Annotated in this window: 8 protein-coding genes, 1 tRNA gene and 1 pseudogene; 3 read left to right on the top strand and 7 right to left on the bottom strand. The window is 50.2% G+C overall.

Annotation, left to right across the window (positions count from 1 at the left end):
• From GX117_03910 to GX117_03895, 4 genes are all read right to left on the bottom strand, one after another.
• The coding region (locus GX117_03910) for a branched-chain alpha-keto acid dehydrogenase subunit E2 (protein ID NLO32487.1) at positions 1–697 on the bottom strand (697 nt) is incomplete at its 3' end.
• A 35-nt stretch (positions 698–732) separates the two neighbouring features.
• On the bottom strand, positions 733–3,414 hold the full coding sequence (gene aceE / locus GX117_03905) for a pyruvate dehydrogenase (acetyl-transferring), homodimeric type (GenBank protein ID NLO32486.1): 2,682 nt from the start codon (positions 3,412–3,414) through the stop codon (positions 733–735).
• Positions 3,415–3,898: 484 nt separating this feature from the next.
• Positions 3,899–3,974: transfer RNA gene (locus GX117_03900), tRNA-Gly, on the bottom strand.
• A gap of 98 nt (positions 3,975–4,072) precedes the next feature.
• Complete coding sequence (locus tag GX117_03895; protein ID NLO32485.1) at positions 4,073–6,400, bottom strand: tetratricopeptide repeat protein; 2,328 nt, start codon at positions 6,398–6,400, stop codon at positions 4,073–4,075.
• Positions 6,401–6,631: 231 nt separating this feature from the next.
• Here GX117_03895 and GX117_03890 point away from each other — a divergent pair, with 231 nt between their 5' ends.
• A complete protein-coding gene (locus tag GX117_03890) occupies positions 6,632–8,083 on the top strand; it encodes a B12-binding domain-containing radical SAM protein (protein ID NLO32484.1) in 1,452 nt (483 codons plus the stop codon).
• A 47-nt stretch (positions 8,084–8,130) separates the two neighbouring features.
• Here the strand turns inward: GX117_03890 and GX117_03885 are convergent, their stop codons facing one another.
• The gene (locus GX117_03885) at positions 8,131–10,914 is read right to left on the bottom strand and encodes a hypothetical protein (GenBank protein NLO32483.1); all 2,784 of its coding nucleotides are present in this window, start codon (positions 10,912–10,914) and stop codon (positions 8,131–8,133) included.
• Positions 10,915–11,314: 400 nt separating this feature from the next.
• On the opposite strand from GX117_03885, the gene GX117_03880 reads away from it, so the two are divergent.
• Entirely contained in the window at positions 11,315–14,851 is a 3,537-nt protein-coding gene (locus GX117_03880; protein ID NLO32482.1) for an alpha-amylase, read from the top strand.
• A 22-nt stretch (positions 14,852–14,873) separates the two neighbouring features.
• A complete protein-coding gene (locus tag GX117_03875) occupies positions 14,874–15,674 on the top strand; it encodes a 4-hydroxy-tetrahydrodipicolinate reductase (GenBank protein ID NLO32481.1) in 801 nt (266 codons plus the stop codon).
• Between the two features lie 17 nt (positions 15,675–15,691).
• Here GX117_03875 and GX117_03870 read toward each other — a convergent pair whose 3' ends face one another.
• Together GX117_03870 and surE are read right to left on the bottom strand one after the other, a co-directional pair.
• Positions 15,692–16,657 carry a hypothetical protein gene (locus tag GX117_03870; GenBank protein ID NLO32480.1) on the bottom strand — a complete coding sequence of 322 codons (966 nt, stop codon included), beginning with the start codon at positions 16,655–16,657 and terminating at the stop codon, positions 15,692–15,694.
• A 67-nt stretch (positions 16,658–16,724) separates the two neighbouring features.
• Positions 16,725–17,513 (bottom strand): annotated as a pseudogene (gene surE, locus GX117_03865) (5'/3'-nucleotidase SurE).
• Positions 17,514–17,603 lie beyond the last annotated feature (90 nt).

Below are 17,603 nucleotides of genomic sequence, written 5' to 3'. Positions count from 1 at the left end.
GAGGTATGGTCTGCCAGCTCTCAGAGAGCCGTTCAGCCGTACGGATACGAATGGTATTCATCGCCTCCTGGACAATCGTGCCCCAGCGATCAGAAGCAAGGTGCTGTTCTTCAGCGCCGGCTGAAGGAGCGGGCATCGGAGTTGCAGCCGCTGACACAGGAGCAGAAGCCGAAACCGCTGCTCCGCTCTCCCGGGCCGCCACAAAAGCGAGGATATCTTGCGCTGTTGCTTTACCGCTCGGATCGGCAATAGGCACTTCGTTGAGATCCACATCATGTTCTCGTGCTAAGCGGCGCACAGAGGGCGCGGCGCGTACAAGACCCGGACGTGCCTGTGCTTGGGTTGCAGGCTTGGGCGCTTGTGCCGCCGCAACGGGCTGTGCCGGAGTCGCCGCCTTCTTTTCAGTCTGAGGCGCTGCTGTGGGCGGCGGCGCTTCCTTCGCCGGTTTTTCCGATTCCGCGACAGCTTCCAAAATCAAAACGATGTCGCCCACATTAATCTTTTCGCCCTCCACAGCACGAATTTCTACTACTTTCCCAGCTACATCGCAAGGAATTTCAGCCACAGCTTTATCTGTTTCGATTTCCAAAACATTTTGACCGGCGGTGATCGTATCACCTACAGCAACCAATAATTTACCAACAGTACCGGCAGGTACATTTTCACCAAGTTCAGGGAGCCTGAATTCTATGCCCATTACATTTCCTTTACATTAAAAATAGGGTTATGCAGTTAACTCAATAATGGATCGTCTTTATCAGCAGGAATACCCAACATAGTCATCGCCTTGCGCACTTCATCGGACTCCAGTTCGCCGCGCTGCACCAGTCCGGAAAGAACTGCGATGCTGATGTAACGATAATCTACTTCGAAAAAGGAACGCAGCGTCTCCCGGCATTCGCTTCTTCCGTAGCCATCGGTTCCGAGGCTGGTCAGTCCATTAGGTATCCACCGTGCGATACTGTCGGGAATCATTTTAACATAATCAGAGGCGGCTACAATGACCCCTTCTTCCTCGCCTAAACATTGGGTCACATAGGGGATTTTATCGGGCTTATCAGGATGGAGCATGTTATACCGGTCACAGTGCATGCCGTCATAACGCAGGGCCTTATAGCTGGGCACACTCCAAACCGAGGCATCTACATGATAATTTTCACCAAGAAAGTCTTGCGCCTTCAATACTTCGTTCAGTATGGGACCGCTGCCAAGAAGCGCTGCCTTATGTTTTGCCTTGGATTTCCAAACTGCGGGACATTCTCGGAACCGATAGAGACCCTTCAGGATACCCTCTTTGAGTTTAGGATCATCCGGCGGCGCAGGCATGGGATAGGATTCATTGTACACCGTAATGTAATAGAAACAATCTTCCTCTTTTTCATACATCCGATGCAGTCCCTCTTCAATAATGACAGCCAATTCATAGGCAAAGGCAGGATCGTAGGTATGGAGGTTGGGCACAGGCATGGCTAAGAGGTGGCTCTGTCCGTCTTGATGCTGTAAACCTTCACCTGCCAGCGTTGTGCGTCCTGCAGTACCGCCGATGAGAAAGCCTTTAGCACGCATATCGCCGCCTGCCCAGATCAGATCACCGATGCGCTGCATACCGAACATAGAATAATAAACGAAGAAGGGAATCATGGTGACGCCGTGGGTGGCGTAGGCAGTTCCCGCAGCCAAAAAGGATGACATGGCGCCGGCTTCCGTAATCCCCTCTTCCAATATTTGACCATCTGTCGCTTCCCGATAATAGAGCAGGTTTTCTGAGTCTACCGGTTCGTATTGTTGACCCAAGGAGGAGTAGATTCCGATTTGACGGAAAAGTCCATCCATGCCGAAGGTGCGCGCCTCATCCGGGACGATAGGCACAATCTTCTTTCCGATCACAGGATCGCGCAGCAGCTTCATCAAGATGCGCACAAAAGCCATAGTCGACGAGGCAGGACGTTCAGCTCCCTTGTGAAACTCATCAAATAAACTCGATTCGGGCATTTTCAAGGGGGAAGCCGTCACCGTGCGCTGGGGCAGATAGCCGCCCAACCGTTCCCGTTGTTTGTGCAAATACTTGAGCACGGGACTATCATCGGCCGGTTTATAAAAGGGCGCAAAGGCAATTTCTTCATCAGAAACGGGTATGCCGAAGCGGCCCCGGAATTCCCAAAGCTCATCTTCATTCAGCTTCTTCTGTTGGTGGGTAATATTTTTGCCTTCACCGCTCTCGCCCATGCCGTAGCCTTTGATGGTTTTTGCGAGGATAACGGTGGGACTGCCCGCGTGATTTACGGCTTGTTCATAAGCGGCGAAAACTTTAAGCGGATCGTGACCGCCGCGCCGCAACTGACGTAATTGCGTATCTGTAACTTTTGAGAGGAAAGACTCTAAACGCGGCTCCTTTTCAAGCAGTTTTTTGCGCACATAAGAACCGGACTCTACACTAAATTTTTGATAGGCGCCGTCAACAATGGAGCCCAACACGCCGGGCAGAATATTTTCCGTGTCTTGAGCAAAAAGCTCATTCCAATCGCTGCTCCACAAGACCTTGATAACGTTCCATCCTGCGCCACGGAAGACCGACTCTAATTCTTGAATGATGTGCCCGTTGCCGCGTACAGGTCCATCCAAACGCTGCAAGTTACAGTTGATAACAAAAATAAGGTTGTCCAGATGCTCCCGCGAAGCCAAGCTAATAGCGCCCAGGGTCTCGGGCTCATCCGTTTCACCATCCCCGAGAAAAGCCCACACATGTCCGCCCGGCGTCGTTTTGATCGAACGATTTTCGAGATAACGATTGAAGCGCGCCTGATAGATCGCCATGATGGGCCCCAAGCCCATGCTCACTGTCGGGAAACTCCAAAAGTCAGGCATAAGCCAAGGATGAGGATAGGAAGACAACCCGCCGCCGGGACGCAATTCACGTCGGAAGTTTTCCATCTGTGTTGTGGACAGACGGCCTTCAAGGAAAGCGCGTGCATAAATACCCGGCGAAGCGTGACCTTGGAAAAAGATCTGATCGCCGCCGTAATCGTCGGTACGGTTGCGGAAGAAGTGGTTAAAGCCGACCTCATACAAGGTGGCAGCAGAAGCGTAGGTCGAGATATGGCCGCCAATACCGTCAGATTCACGGTTCGCACGGACGACCATCGCCATGGCATTCCACCGAATCAAAGATTTGATAAGACGCTCCATCTCTCGGTCGCCAGGATAGACGGGCTCATTCTCGGGAGAGATGGTGTTCACGTAGGGTGTGTTTGCATGAAAGGGTAATTTAATGCCTTCCTCACCGGCACGCTCTGTGAGCCAAGCCAATAGCTTGGCGGCAGCCTCAGGCCCTTCTTTATCGATGACGGCGGTAAGAGCGTCATACCAATCCCGTAAATTCTCTTCCCATACTCCGGAGCTATTTTCCTGACTCATGGCGGTCTCCTCTGATTCCGAATGCACCCTTCATCGCCGCAACGATATTTCAGTTTCCCTTGTAGGGCTATTCAGTCCTTCCTTTATTGCACACGACGGTATAAGAACGGCTTAGACCTGTCCTTTTTCCTCAGACCGGGACGACGAGAAAAGTTATCCTGAATGTGCAACAGGGATCGGGGATCTACACGACTTAGAAAGAATGCATTTGTTGGGCTATTACTAACTTCTGTGTGAACCGATTCAAAATAGACTGTATGATCTATTTTCAATCCCATTGTCCTATGTTATTAAACCTAATCCCCACGCCTTTTATTTCATTTAAGCGCTATGTAAACCAAATATTTGGCAAAAGGAAATGTTTTTAATCTAGGACATTCTTTCCCCTCTAAGTATGCCTGAACCCTTCGAGAAAAAAAGGCACTGAATGTCCATTGTCGCTTATGATAAACGATCCCCATATCCCGGCTGTGGAGCATAAAAATGGAGCGGGACACGGGGTTCGAACCCGCGACATCCAGCTTGGGAAGCTGGCACTCTACCAACTGAGTTAGTCCCGCTCAAGGGAGTATCTAAGTGTAACAAAAAGGCTGCCATTGTTCAAAGTTTTGGATGAAAATGCAAGCGTCCGAAACGTATCGGAGAAGTCCGGCACCTGTTAGTTGTCAGCTGGATTAGGCGCTTCCCTTTGGAGGCAGTACTTTTCATAAGCCTCACGAAACGCCGCGTTTTCGGGACTGAGAAGCATCGCCTTTTCATAAAGCGGGCAAGCTTCTTCCACAGATCCCGTTTCAGACAGAAGATCCGCCAAAGCAATTAGGGGCCACGGATCCTCCGGGTTTATGATTGTGCCTTGGCGAAAGATTTCTTCCGCCGCCTTTATATCCCCGCTGTTTTTATAGGACAAGCCCAACAAGAAATAGGTATTCGAGTTGCTCTCATCAAGGACCAATGCCTGTTTCAGATAGTGGATCGCGTCGCTATAATCGCCCGATTCAAAAGCAATATTACCAAGACCATGAAAAGCAAGGGCACGGCGCGAATCATTGTAGATACACTGTAAAAAAGCTTGTTTAGCGCCTTCATTATCGCCTTGATCACGGCGCAAGAGCCCCACTGTTTCCGCAACAGAAGCCACTTGGTAAGGCTCGGTTAAACGAGGTAAAATCTTTTCATATTCAACGAGAGCCTGCTCAAAGTGACCGCACTTATACAGACTGTAAGCATAGACCTGCCTCGAATACAGATGGTTCGGAGCGCGGTCAACCACCTGCTCTGCTAAGGCGAGAATTTTTTCGGATTCCCCTTCCTTCTCATAGTACTGTTCGCGGAAATAAAGCCAAGTCTGAATATCGTCGTCATAGGAAAAAGGGATCAGGTATCCTATGACGCCTACATGAAAAACGATAACCGCCCCCATGATACACATGAAAAAGCTTCGTGTTCTGAAATAATATTCAAGCCGACAAAAGGCGAGTGCTGCGAAAGCAAAGAGCGCCGGCAGTATGGGCGCTCGGTAATGGGCAGAAATCCAAAGGAAACAAATGGGCCCATACCACACCAAAATTAAGAGCAATAGCAGCGTATACCCTTCCGTGGCGCGGGTGGTGTCCCAGGGATCGCGTGTAAATACATGGGCACGGCGCAGGGATATCATCTTAAAAAATACGGCGAAATAATAGAGCAGCCCTACCAGAAAGAAGGCGTAGACAAAGGCGAAATTCCCGGGTACATAATAGAGTACATCCGAAAATAGCCGATCCGCATATTCCGTAATATTTTGTGAAATCTCTTTGGGCGACCAAAATAATGCCGCCCGCTTCAACGTAAGGGTTATAAACCATTTGGGATGAGCGAACATTTGCTGTAAAGCTTTGTGTAATGCAAAGTCGGACAAGGCCCAAAAATCATCGATCTGCACCATCTTCTCATCAACACGCAAGTCTTTATGTTCATCCCCCAAATAAGCGTCCAATAATTTTTCTGAACTGCTCAACAAGCCTTTGGAATCGGGCTGGTTGCCCAAGTATAGGGTTATCCCGTGTCCAAAACTATTGATCACAAAGTGACCGGAAGTATTGTAATTAAACAAGGCTATCGGCAGGAGCGGAATAAAGAAAGCGAATATTATAAGAACTACATTCCCTATGGAAAAGAGCAGAAACCAGGAAGGTTTTTTCGAAGGGGGCGCGATCTGCTCCGGGCAATGGCCTTCATTAGTGTCGCCGTCAGCTGTATTGTCGAAATCAGAAACAGGCACGGCGGCGCTCTTCCGTTTTTTATAGCGCCCAAGAACCCACACACTCCAAGCAACTAAGACCGGTAAAAATAGGATAATCGCAGAGGAGCAGACTGTGTAAAGACCGCATAAGAAGCCCATCCACAAGGATCGCAGCCACCCCGGCCGTTGCGCCCACCATAGGGCTCCGCTCATAAATAAGAGGGACATAAAAATGACGAGCACAGGTTCATGGAGCGAGGCTTCGTAAATGATAAAGGGCCAATAAAAGGACAAACATACCGCCATTAACAGGCCTGTGTTGCGGCTGTACAATTGTTTGCCAACACGATAGCCCAGCAAAACGCTGCCCATCCCCAAGAGCATTTGAACAAGACGGACAGCGAATTGGGAATCCCCGAAAAAGAAATAAAGGGAACTGAGAAAAACCATGTATCCCGGCGGACGCATTAAAGCATCGCTGTAGCGGTGACGCCACACCAAGAAGCGCTCAAAGCGTGGTTCTATCGGGGGAAGTCCACAATATTCGCGTGCCGCCGTCGCCCAATCGAGGGCTGAATTGTCGATGAACCCCATATCGGTTTGAAAATACAGGGGTACTTGGAATTGCGGCCGCTCTTGCAGTTCGTAGAGATAGGCAATGCGCAAGGTAAAACCTATTCCCATGACAAGGACTAAGAGCAGTAGATTCACCCAGGGCAGTCGTCTTTTCGCGCTCGAAAGTTTCGCAGCAGAAAACAAAGACACATTTCTATTTCGTTTGAGGAATGTCATGGCAAATATGATAATCGCTTTGTCCTTGCTAATCAAAACGAAGGTGATTTGAATGTGAAATGCGACGGACAGATCACAAAATTCTCAGATTTACCTTTGATATAAAGCGTAAAGAATTGGTACCATACCAAGCGTTCTGCTGTATTCACGGATCTACTTTTTAAACGCTTTAAAAACACATCCCACCTAGAAGTATTCTCCACCATGCATATTCTTTTTGTTTTAAATATTCCTTATGCCATAGAACCTCACGGCGTCATGCTTCTCTCTTCGATTTGCAAGAAAGCCGGTCATAAAGTCAGCCTAACCTTACTCAAAAAAGAGGATTTGGTGGAACGTGTCAAAACTCTGGAACCTGATGTAGTTGCGTACAGTGTGATCGGCAGCGAGCTGGACGCCTTTAAACCGGCAGATGAAGCGTTGCGCACTTATCTTGAGACATCGGGACAATCCGTATTTCGTATTATGGGCGGACCACACCCCACTTTTTCGCCCGGTATTCTCGATGAAATGAAATTGGATGCCATTTGCCAAGGTGATGGTGAACGCGCATTACCCACGCTCTTAACACGTCTGGAAAAAGGCGAATCCTTAGAAGGTATTCCCAACATTGGCTTAACTGGAGCGGGAGCGCTGCTTCGCGAAAAATTAAACAGTGAAGAACTAGACGCCCTGCCCCTCGCCGACCGCGACATCTATTATGAAGCGGTTCCCTACATTCCCCGCACAGGATTGCGCTCTTTTATGGCGTCTCGGGGATGCCCCTATCATTGCACCTTTTGCTACAACCACGTATACAATCGCATGTTTAAAGAGTGCGGTCCCCTATTGCGCCGTCGTTCTGTGGACAGTCTTTTATCGGAAATCGAAGACACGATTAAACGCTATCCGCCGGTGCGCTTTATCCGTTTTTTCGATGATACCTTTTCGCTCACCGTGGATGATTGGCTGCGCGAGTTCTCCGAAGAATATCCGAAACGGATCGGCATTCCTTTTTATTGTCTTATGCGTCCCAACACCTTCTCTGAAGAGGCGGCGCAGCTGCTTAAATCGGCAGGATGCTACTCCATTTCCATGGCGGTGGAAGCGGGTTCCGAACCCATCCGAAACGGCATATTGAAACGGGGCCTGTCTGATGCGGATATGCGTCGCGCATTTGAAATTGCGCGGAAATACAAGATAAAGACCTACGGCAACACGATGATCGGCATTCCGGGCACGACCATTGAAGATGACTTTAATTCCCTCAATTTTACGCGCAGCTTAAAACTGACCGTGCCCACCTTCAGCGTATGCAGTCCTTCGCGGGGGACAGAGTTAGCGGACTATGCCATTGAACACGGCTATATGCCGGCAGACGCCGATTTTCTTACCCGTTTCTCCGCCTTGAGTCCACTCACGACCTACACCATGAAAGAAAAGAAAATACAGGCGCGCATTGCCTGTCTCGGAACGCTTTACTGCACGGTTCCCCGCTTCCTGCTTCCTTTTGCACGGGCATTAATCAAGGCGCCCATCCCCATTTCCTTGGCACGCAAAGCAGGTTTTAGTTTTGCTGTTTTTAGAATTGCGACCCGACTATTCCCCCATGCCATTCCGAAAAACCCGATCACCATCGTACAAGTGGCATGGGACGGTATACGCTACTTCTGGTAAACCCATCGCGTAATGAATCTATGATTGGCGGATTTATACCTGTACCTTTAAGGTCTTAGGTAATCCACCATGGCATCCAATAGGAAAGCGCCTTCCGGTGTGTCGGCAAGGAGATCCACACCGTGCGTCATCAAGAAAGGCCGTCCGTCAGGATCTTTCTTTTCCATGATATAGGCGAAATACTGCGTCTGCCCTTCTCCCACCGCAATGTACTCCCATTCGCCCTCATCCGTAAGAGGCAGGGCAATTCCTTTTTTGATAAGCCGGAACCAAAGAGGCGTCAAATTCCCTGAATGGGGAAAGTGAGCCAAGGCGGGATGATCTGCAAAAGCAGTTCCGATTTGATCGCCTAAAGACCACCAACCTAAGGTCACATTGGGGCGTCCTTCAGCGGGTCCGACCATGAGTCCTTGTTTGCCTTGTTCTGTTGCGACCAATACCTCAGGATGCTGCCAAGATCCGATAACGACTTGCGCCTTTGCAGCTTCCTCCATACCGGCTTTGAGCAATCCTGTATAGCGCGGTGATAAGGCTTCGTACAGATCTTCCGTAACGGCGATATGGCTGCCGTCTTTAGACGCTCGTTTTGGGAAAAGCCACAGCATCCAAAGATTTTTGCAGTCATGTCCGTCGATCTTCGCCACGAAAAAAGCCTGAATGGGCTGCTCCAACTCGGGTATGGAAAACGAGGCACTTCCTAAGGACTTCACTTCTCCGGTCGTTACGGTCGTTGGTTCCAACACACCTTCTGCCAGTACGTGCGTGAAGCTTGCCAATTTCCACGACACCTGAATATCTTCTAAGTTTTCATGATCGAAATGAGATATCCACAAGTCTGCGCTGCATTCATCACCGGAAACAGCAATGGCGCTATCGGGATTGAAGGTTGCCAGCAAGGCGGTGGGTCCGTTGAACTGACGGAATTGTTCTAAGCTTAAGCCACCCTCTTTCTCTTCCCAAAAGGCATTTAAAAAGCCTTGTCCCGTATAGGTACCTGCCTGTTCCACCATGACATCCACAATAGTCCAATAAGAATAGCCGTCGCAGGCGGGATCCAGACGTGCCTGTTCAATGCCCTGCTTTTGATAATAACCTTGCAGCCCGTGTGCAGCGTTCAGGCATGCGTCTCCCCATCGGCGGTCTAAGCCTGCTTTTTCGAGAGAGGCTTCATAATCTTCCATGGAACGGGGACAGGGAATCACGCCTGTGAATTGGGGCGCAATACGGGGATCCATTTTAATACCCAGATTCAAGTATTCATGAGAAATAAAGGGCATATCAAGACTATCAAAAGCGCCCACTTCCCACGGCACAATGGAGGACGCCAAGCCATAGCCGTTAGGTGTGTAATAGTCCGTATTGCCCGGTTGGTTACAGCCGCCGTCTTGATGTTGGAAAATACGGTCTGGATCGTTTGCCTTCGCCCACTGATACAACTCCTGATCGAGCGGCGCGCCAATATAGCCCTCATTACCTAGAGAATAGGAGGCAAAAGAAACATAGCGTCGATAATGACGGTACAATTCTTTCAGGTCACGCATGGGATCAAATTCGAAACCCTCAGGCGTGATATCGTGATAATAGGGCAATTCCGGCTGAAGCAAAATCCCCACTTCATCGGCAGCTTCATAATATTCCGGAATCTCACAGTGGGTATGGAGGCGAACATAATTGAAGCCTGCCTCTTTCGCACGCAAGAGGTGCGCTTTATGAAATTCACGGTCGGGCGGCGAAATCAAAGTGAGGGGATAGATATAGTCGTCTCCAAATCCTCGTGCCAAAAAGGGCTGATTGTTGAGATAAAAGCGATCGCCGCGCACCTCGAGTTTGCGCAGGCCAAAACGCTCTTTCCAACCGTGTATGGGTGTATCGCCGTCAAGAAGCGTCACCGTTGCGCTATACAGGGTCGGCGTTTCAGGCGTCCAAAGCTGCGCCCCGGACATCTTCACTTCACAAGTCACGGACAGCTTTTTCGTATTATCAAGCTTAAGGAGCCGCCGCTCTTGTCCGACAAGAACACCATCCATGGATTTGATTTGAATATCAACGGATAAGGCTTGGCTTCCGTTTTCTGCCGTGCTCTGCACGTCTACGGCAACCAAGGCGGAAGGTTTATCGATGTCGCTGCGCACCCACACATCCTCGATACGCACCTGCGGCGTTGCTTCCAGTTCGATATCGCGATAAAAGCCGCCGAAACGGTGATAAGCCGCCATACAACCTTTTCGGCTTGGCGTATCATTTCTTAGGGTAGCCACGATTTCCGCGGTCTCCCCTGCTTTCACCAGATCGGTGATGTCGTATTTGTAAGTGCCGCAATAGGTGTTGAGATGCGCCACACGCTGCTGATTCACCCAGAACCATGCCTCCGTCCGCACGCCGCCCACTTTCAGCCAAATCCGTTTATCCGCCCAACTCTCCGGAATCTCCATACTGCGCCGATAGCGAACCGTTCCCATGTACATATGATTGATGGGCCGCGGTATGCGATCAAAGGGCAAATCCCAAGGCTGACTCATGCCCGGCTCGCCCACACCCTGCGCCTCCCAGCAGCCGGGCACCATGATGGCGCGGATATCGTTCCACTCCGGCTCATTCCAATCGGGGCCTTTGCCCATGCGATGCCGTCCCATGAGTCTGGGATCTGTGACGAACTCCCACTCCCCACTAAGGGTAATGACCTCTTGCAAAGACGATGTTTCTGCAGGATTGACGACTGCGGGCACAGCGGCGCAATGTCCCCAATGATCTACCAACTCCGACAGTGCCTGATTCGATAAAGTTACGGCAATCAAAATTAGGATCGACAACATGTTCAAGCGGTTATTCATCGTACTTCTCCCTTTATTTACAAGCGGTTGTATTTTCATGATGTGCCTCTCTATTATGGGCAATAGACCGATGTTATTTCACTATTTAGACCAACAGTATTTAAAACCTATCCTCTTCCTGTTAAAAATGGCCTTGAGTTGATTCCGTACAACTCTCTTTTTATAAAACCCTATCGACGCGGTGTTCCTGTTCTTGCGACTAAGGATAAGGTGGTGTGATAGACTATAGCCATAGCAAGGACTGTATGGGCAGGATCTATGGGAAGCGATGCGATCCGATAACCAATCCATTGAGAATCAACAGCCGTGAATGGCTTGTTTTTAGAATGCCTTTCACAGTCCCCAAAATCCTGTTATAAATGATACAGTAAAGAACACTATAAATGAGTGAAAGAAGCTTATGTCCAACATAACGACTCGCGAAGAGAATGAATTTTATTTTCCTTTCGGACTCTCGTTACATAAAGAGGCAACGGCTCTTTATAGCAAAAACGCACTCTTCCCTTTACGGTCTCACGACGCCGCCGTATCGCGCAGTCAGTACGCGCAATTATTGGCGCATCAGTACAATGACCGTCTTGCGGCCCAAGACAAAGGGATGAAAGCTTTACGCTCGGGGGAGCTCATGGGCATCATGCTGCTCCACGAGATCTATCGCTTTCTTTTGACCTTATACACAAAAACAGAATATCCCGACACCTTGGATGGTGGAATAGGACATGTAAAAAGAGACTTGGGTCTAGAAAATTGGGATGATGTTTTAAACGGCTTTATCGATTATTATCCGCCCCGCAGTATTATAGAAGAGCAGCAGTCTCGCCAAGATTATAAAGACGGCGTTACCAACGAATGGGCTCATATTAAGTACACCCTTTTAGAAATGTTTATTTTGCGGGTGGACCATGAAAACCCTGCATTAAAACGATACGTGCCCCTTTTCGATGATGAAGTACTGCAAAAGCAAGTGCCTCTCTATCGTTTTATCCAATCTTTTGAAAGGTGGTTCGATGTACAGCCCCTTTCACCTGCTCTCAAGATGACCCTTTTCGATATCCTGAGGGAGCCCATACGTCGGTGTCCCGATTCTTTAGAAGGGCAGCTCAATTATCTGATCAACCGCTATCGGGATTTGCTTCCCGCGAGCCTGATTGAAGGCTGGATCCTCATCCAAGGAGTTATGCGGGAAGAAAGTTTTTTCCGCGGCACAGGCCCCGGCCCCATTCCTGCCCATTATTTTGATGATGCCGCCTATGCCGAGCCGGAGGCTTTTTCTCGCGATGAAGACTGGATGCCCAACGTCGTACTGCTGGCAAAATTGGCTTACGTATGGCTTGATCAGCTGTCGAAGAAATACAACCGACACCTACGTCTCTTGAGCGATATACCGGATGAAGAACTGGATCAACTTGCTAGCTGGGGCATCAATGCGCTCTGGCTTATTGGCGTATGGGAACGGAGCCCGGCATCCCAAAATATCAAACAGCGGATGGGCAATCCCGAAGCCGCCGCCTCCGCCTATAGTCTCTATGACTACACCATATCCGCCGATTTAGGCGGTGAGCATGCCTTGCAAGAATTGACCCAACGGGCGCGCCAACGGGGCATTCGCCTTGCCGGCGACATGGTACCCAACCACATGGGCATCTATTCCAAATGGATCACTGATCATCCGGAACGCTTTTTACAATTGGATGCTCCCCCCTACCCTGCCTATCGTTTCGACGGGCCCGATCTTTCTGAAGACGGACGGGTGGGTATTTTCATTGAAGACGGTTATTGGTCCCATCAAGATGCCGCCGTGGTTTTCAAACATGTGGATCGCCACACAGGAAAAGAACGCTTTATTTATCACGGCAACGACGGTACCAGTATGCCGTGGAATGACACTGCCCAACTGGATTTTATGCGCGAAGACACGCGGGAAGCGGTAATTCAAACCATATTAGAGGTGGCGCGCCGTTTTCCTGTCATTCGTTTTGATGCTGCCATGACCCTGGCGAAAAAACATTATCAACGCTTGTGGTTCCCGAAAGCGGGCGATGCCGGCGCCATCCCTTCCCGTGCCGCCTTTAGCATGGATCGTGCTGAATTCGACCGTCTCTTTCCCCACGAGTTTTGGCGTGAAGTGGTGGATCGTGTGGCGGCGGAAGCGCCGGACACGCTCTTGCTCGCCGAAGCTTTCTGGCTCATGGAAGGCTATTTCGTGCGAACATTGGGCATGCACCGCGTCTACAACAGTGCATTTATGAACATGTTGAAAATGGAGGACAACGGCAAATTTCGGCAGACTATAAAAAATGTTCTTGAATTCAGCCCTGCCGTGCTGCAGCGCTTTGTTAATTTCATGAATAACCCTGATGAAGATACCGCGATTGCCCAATTTGGCAAAGGTGATAAATATTTTGGCGTAGCAACGCTCTTGGTAACCCTGCCGGGACTGCCCATGTTCGGACATGGTCAGATAGAGGGCTTGACGGAAAAATACGGCATGGAATACCGCCGTGCCTATAAAGAGGAACAGGCTGACCGGGACTTCGTCCAACGCCATGAACGCGACATCTTCCCCTTGGCAAGGAAACGCTATGTATTCAGCGGCGCTGCGCAATTCGCTTTCTATGATTTCACCGTAGCGGAGGGTTGGGTGGACGAAAATGTGATCGCCTATTCCAACCACAACCACGACGAACACGCTTTTGTAGTGTACAACAACGCCTATACAACGACTCTCGGGACGTTGCACCGTTCCACGGCGATTAATGAGGGTCGGGGCGATGAAACGATCCTGCGCCACGCTACGCTGGCGGAGTCCCTTCACCTCGACACGGACCGAAGCGCCTATGTGATCTGGCGTGATGTACACTCGGGACTGGAATATTTGCATCATTGCGAAAGCCTGCATCAAGTCGGATTAAATCTTGAATTGCATGCCTATGAAAGCAAAGTCTTTTTCGTAGTGCGACAATTACGGGATCAGGATAATTCTTGGGGACGTCTCCACGGCAAATTGGCAGGAACCGGCGTCCCAAGTGTTGATGAAGCTTATCTGGAATTGCGTTTGGAAGGGATACTCGATCCTTTCCGAGCTTTTATGTGTGCTGATATGCTGCGTCATGTTATGGAAACGGAAGAGGAAGCACATATCTTAGGGCCGTGGCAAGAAAAACTGGAAGCCTTCCTGGATGGTGTTAATCAGTTTACAGGTGAGGCAGGCGTGTCCGACAATCTCACCGAAAAGTTGAATGACGATTTGCGCAGCGTGTTACAATGGTCGCGCAACGCAATCAAGCTGCCCTTGCCGGAAGCAGTGACCGATTATCTCGCCGCTTATGTGCCCGGCACACACGCGTCACCGGATGAGAAACTCCGCTTTTGGCAATTGCCTCTTGTCTTTTGTATCCTCCGCCGTTTGGCGGAAACACGGCTCTCCTCCAAGGCTGCGGAAGCGGAACATTCGAAGGCGTCGGCAGATGAATCCGCCTCCGACGATCCCCTTCATGCTGCTGAGAAGTTGGCGCACACGTGGATGAGCGACTGGCTTTTGATCAAGCCTGTCACCGAGGCTTTCACGGTGACTTCAGGCGATGGATGGCGCGCCCAACAAGACGCCCATGCCCTGAGTCAATGTCTCGCCCACCGCGGCAAGCTGCTCCAACTGGACACGGAAATATGGGGTTCCTTATTATATGATTTTTTCGAGAACGAAGAAATGCGCCGCCTTTTGATGGTACACCGTTATGCACAGAAACGCTGGATTAACAAAGAAGAATTTGAACGGGTCATGTTCCTGTTATTTTTGACGCATTTGGCGGCATTCAATAGAACATCCGTTCCCGACGTGGACAGCCTGCTGAGCAGCTATGAAAATCTGCAGGAGATTGTGCTTGCCTTATCCGATACGGGTTACGATATCGATTGGGCACTCCACGCGCTGAACTAATACGCAATGAGGAGAATTATTGATGGTTAAAATATGTGTAGCAGGCGCTTGCGGCCGCATGGGGCGCCGTATTTTAGAGTTGGCCTTTCAAAACAAAGACCTGGAAATTGCCGGCGCTTTTGATTTACCCTCCTGTTCGGGAGAAGGAATCCAATTGTTCGATACCAAAGGGAATAGCTATCAACAATTTCTTGGTGCTTCCGTAGATATCGAAATGGCGAATGCCCATGTGCTGATTGACTTCTCCCATGCCGAGGCGTGCCTGACCAATGTGGAGACGGCATGGCGTTTGGAACGGGCCGCCGTTGTGGGGACAACAGGACTCTCCCCCGAACAAGTGGCACAACTGCAGGAATATGCCGCTGCGATCCCTATCGTCTACGCGCCCAACATGAGCATAGGCGTCAATTTGCTGTTCAAACTCACTATGGAAACTGCAAAGCAACTGGGCTTGGATTATAATGTCGAGATTACGGAAATCCACCACAACCAAAAGAAGGATAGCCCCAGCGGCACCGCCATACGGCTTGCAGAACAGGCCGCAGCGGGCATGGGTCTCGATTATCCCGCTGATGCTGTCTTTGGGCGGGAAGGGATGGTAGGTGCCAGACCGGAACGTCAAATCGGCGTGCATGCCCTACGAGGCGGCGATGTAGTCGGAGAACACACGGTGTCCTTTATCGGCTGCGGTGAACGGATAGAACTCACCCACAAAGCGCATAGCCGCGATAATTTTGCTCGGGGCGCTCTGCGAGCGGCAATCTTTGCAGCAGCCGCAGCTCCGGGCTTATATGACATGCAGGATGTGCTGAATTTGAAATAAAGAACAGGGCGGCCTTTTTAATGTAATGCACGCACGAGTCGCGGTCCCTCTGTCCACAACCAAAGGACGTGTTCCAAAGTCGGCGTTTTCCGATCAAAGGTTTTTACAACAGCCGGATCTAACACGGCCTCCCATTCTTTTCGGGCTGCCCCGCTGTCGCAGCCTGCGAGATAAACATATTGTAATGCGTCATGGGCTTGGGGCAGGGAAACATCTTCGGGTCGGAAATAACCGTCACGCAAAAGCAGTCCTTCAGCGACGCCGTGAGAACCAATAAAAACGAATTTCCCATAGGACAAGGCTTCATTGACGGTATCATGGGATAGAGGCAGCAGTACAGCACTGCCCGCCCCCCAGCGGCGTTGCGTCTCCCGTATGACAGGATACATGGCGAGGGAAAAAAGCGGCCTCGGGAAAAGATCCAGATCGTCGTAAAGGAGCATGACTTTTCCTGATTCAGGCGTTGTGGAGACTTGGTGATCGGCATAAAAAGCGAAGGGAAGAAGGATAAGCAGGAGCGCCCATGCGAGCGTTCCCGTTATGGCGCTGAAATAGCGAAATGAAATGCGCTTTGACAGCCACGCTAGGAAAGGAACGGGAACTGAGGACCCGCGCAGGCATCGCCACAAGCCATAGATCCAAAAGACCGCCCAGACCAGAAAAGATTTGCGTCCCAGCCCGAGTATACGTACTTCCCAAAGTCGGGTATCTGCCCACGAGGAGTCCTGAATGATGAGTAAAGAATAGAGAAGCACAAGACTCAGTAAGAGCAGAACAATTGAAACCGCCGCCCCCCATAAGGTCAGTGCTTGGTAAAGATGAACTCCTTCATAAGAAGAACGTTTTTTCGGAATAAGCCAAAATACCAAGGGGGCAAGCCCCAAATAAAAGAGCAGGGAATAAGCACGGCGAAGCCATCCGGGCACGCCGTTATCATTGTCCCTCGGCGAAGGATTCTCTGTTGGCGATTGCTCATCCTGCATGGATATCACCATTCTCGTGTAGAAAGAAGCACTGTATGGAAAACGCGGCAGCGCGGGCTACGGTCACTTACTGGAGTGCAGTCACTTTGGGGTCATGATCAACCGAGACGCTGAGATCGTGGCGCAGCCTATCCAAAAAATCGTGCTGCGTACTGTCACGCCGGAGGGGGGTCACACTGACGCGATTTTCACCGATAGCTTCGAAGTCGGAGCCCGGCGACTTGTAATGTCCCGGCTCAGAACCTCCGATCCAATAATAGGTGCCCGAACGCGGATCTTTACGTTCTACGATTTCATCATGATAATTGCGGCGGCCCAAGGACGTGACCTCAATGCCCGAGATCCTATCAAGGGGGAGATCAGGCAGATTTACATTAAGCATCACATCTGCGGGCAACCCTTTTTCGAGTACAAAAGAGGCGATCGTTTCCGCCGCCCATTGAGCGGTTTCGTAGTGACAGGCATCAAAGGATACGAGAGAAACGGCAATGGAAGGAACGCCCCAAAGCATTCCCTCATAGGCTCCGGCAACAGTGCCGGAATAGGTCACATCGTCGCCTAAATTCGCGCCGGGATTAATACCCGCAACGACCAGATCCGGTTTGAAACCCAATAGTTTGCGGACAGCAAGAATAACACAGTCCGCAGGCGTGCCATCCACGGCAAAGGAGCGGGGCCGTACTTCCGTAACACGTAAGGGTGAATGGAGACTGACGGCGTGGCTTGTGGCGCTTCGTTCACGATCGGGCGCATAGACAAAGACCTCGCCTAATTTGGACATAGCCTCTTGTAAATAGCGCAGCCCCGGCGCGCGTATACCGTCATCATTGGTTATTTATATTCGGGGAGTTGACATATTTCTCTTTTTTGAACTTAAAGGAATGGTTAAAAGGGGACGTCTAACATCGTATTCAGTGTACTCAATCCCCTCCCCGAGAATCAAAGT

Source organism: Candidatus Hydrogenedentota bacterium, assembly GCA_012523015.1.
Taxonomy (GTDB): domain Bacteria; phylum Hydrogenedentota; class Hydrogenedentia; order Hydrogenedentales; family CAITNO01; genus JAAYBJ01.
The sequence above is the reverse complement of the archived record's forward strand: the minus strand, read 5'-3'. Positions and strand labels throughout refer to the sequence as shown.

Coding starts and splice junctions, on each gene's coding strand:
- GX117_03870 (NLO32480.1), bottom strand. CDS start 16,657: ATGCAGGATGAGCAATCGCCAACAGAGAATCCTTCGCCGAGGGACAAT.
- GX117_03880 (NLO32482.1), top strand. CDS start 11,315: ATGTCCAACATAACGACTCGCGAAGAGAATGAATTTTATTTTCCTTTC.
- GX117_03875 (NLO32481.1), top strand. CDS start 14,874: ATGGTTAAAATATGTGTAGCAGGCGCTTGCGGCCGCATGGGGCGCCGT.
- GX117_03885 (NLO32483.1), bottom strand. CDS start 10,914: ATGAATAACCGCTTGAACATGTTGTCGATCCTAATTTTGATTGCCGTA.
- GX117_03890 (NLO32484.1), top strand. CDS start 6,632: ATGCATATTCTTTTTGTTTTAAATATTCCTTATGCCATAGAACCTCAC.
- aceE (NLO32486.1), bottom strand. CDS start 3,414: ATGAGTCAGGAAAATAGCTCCGGAGTATGGGAAGAGAATTTACGGGAT.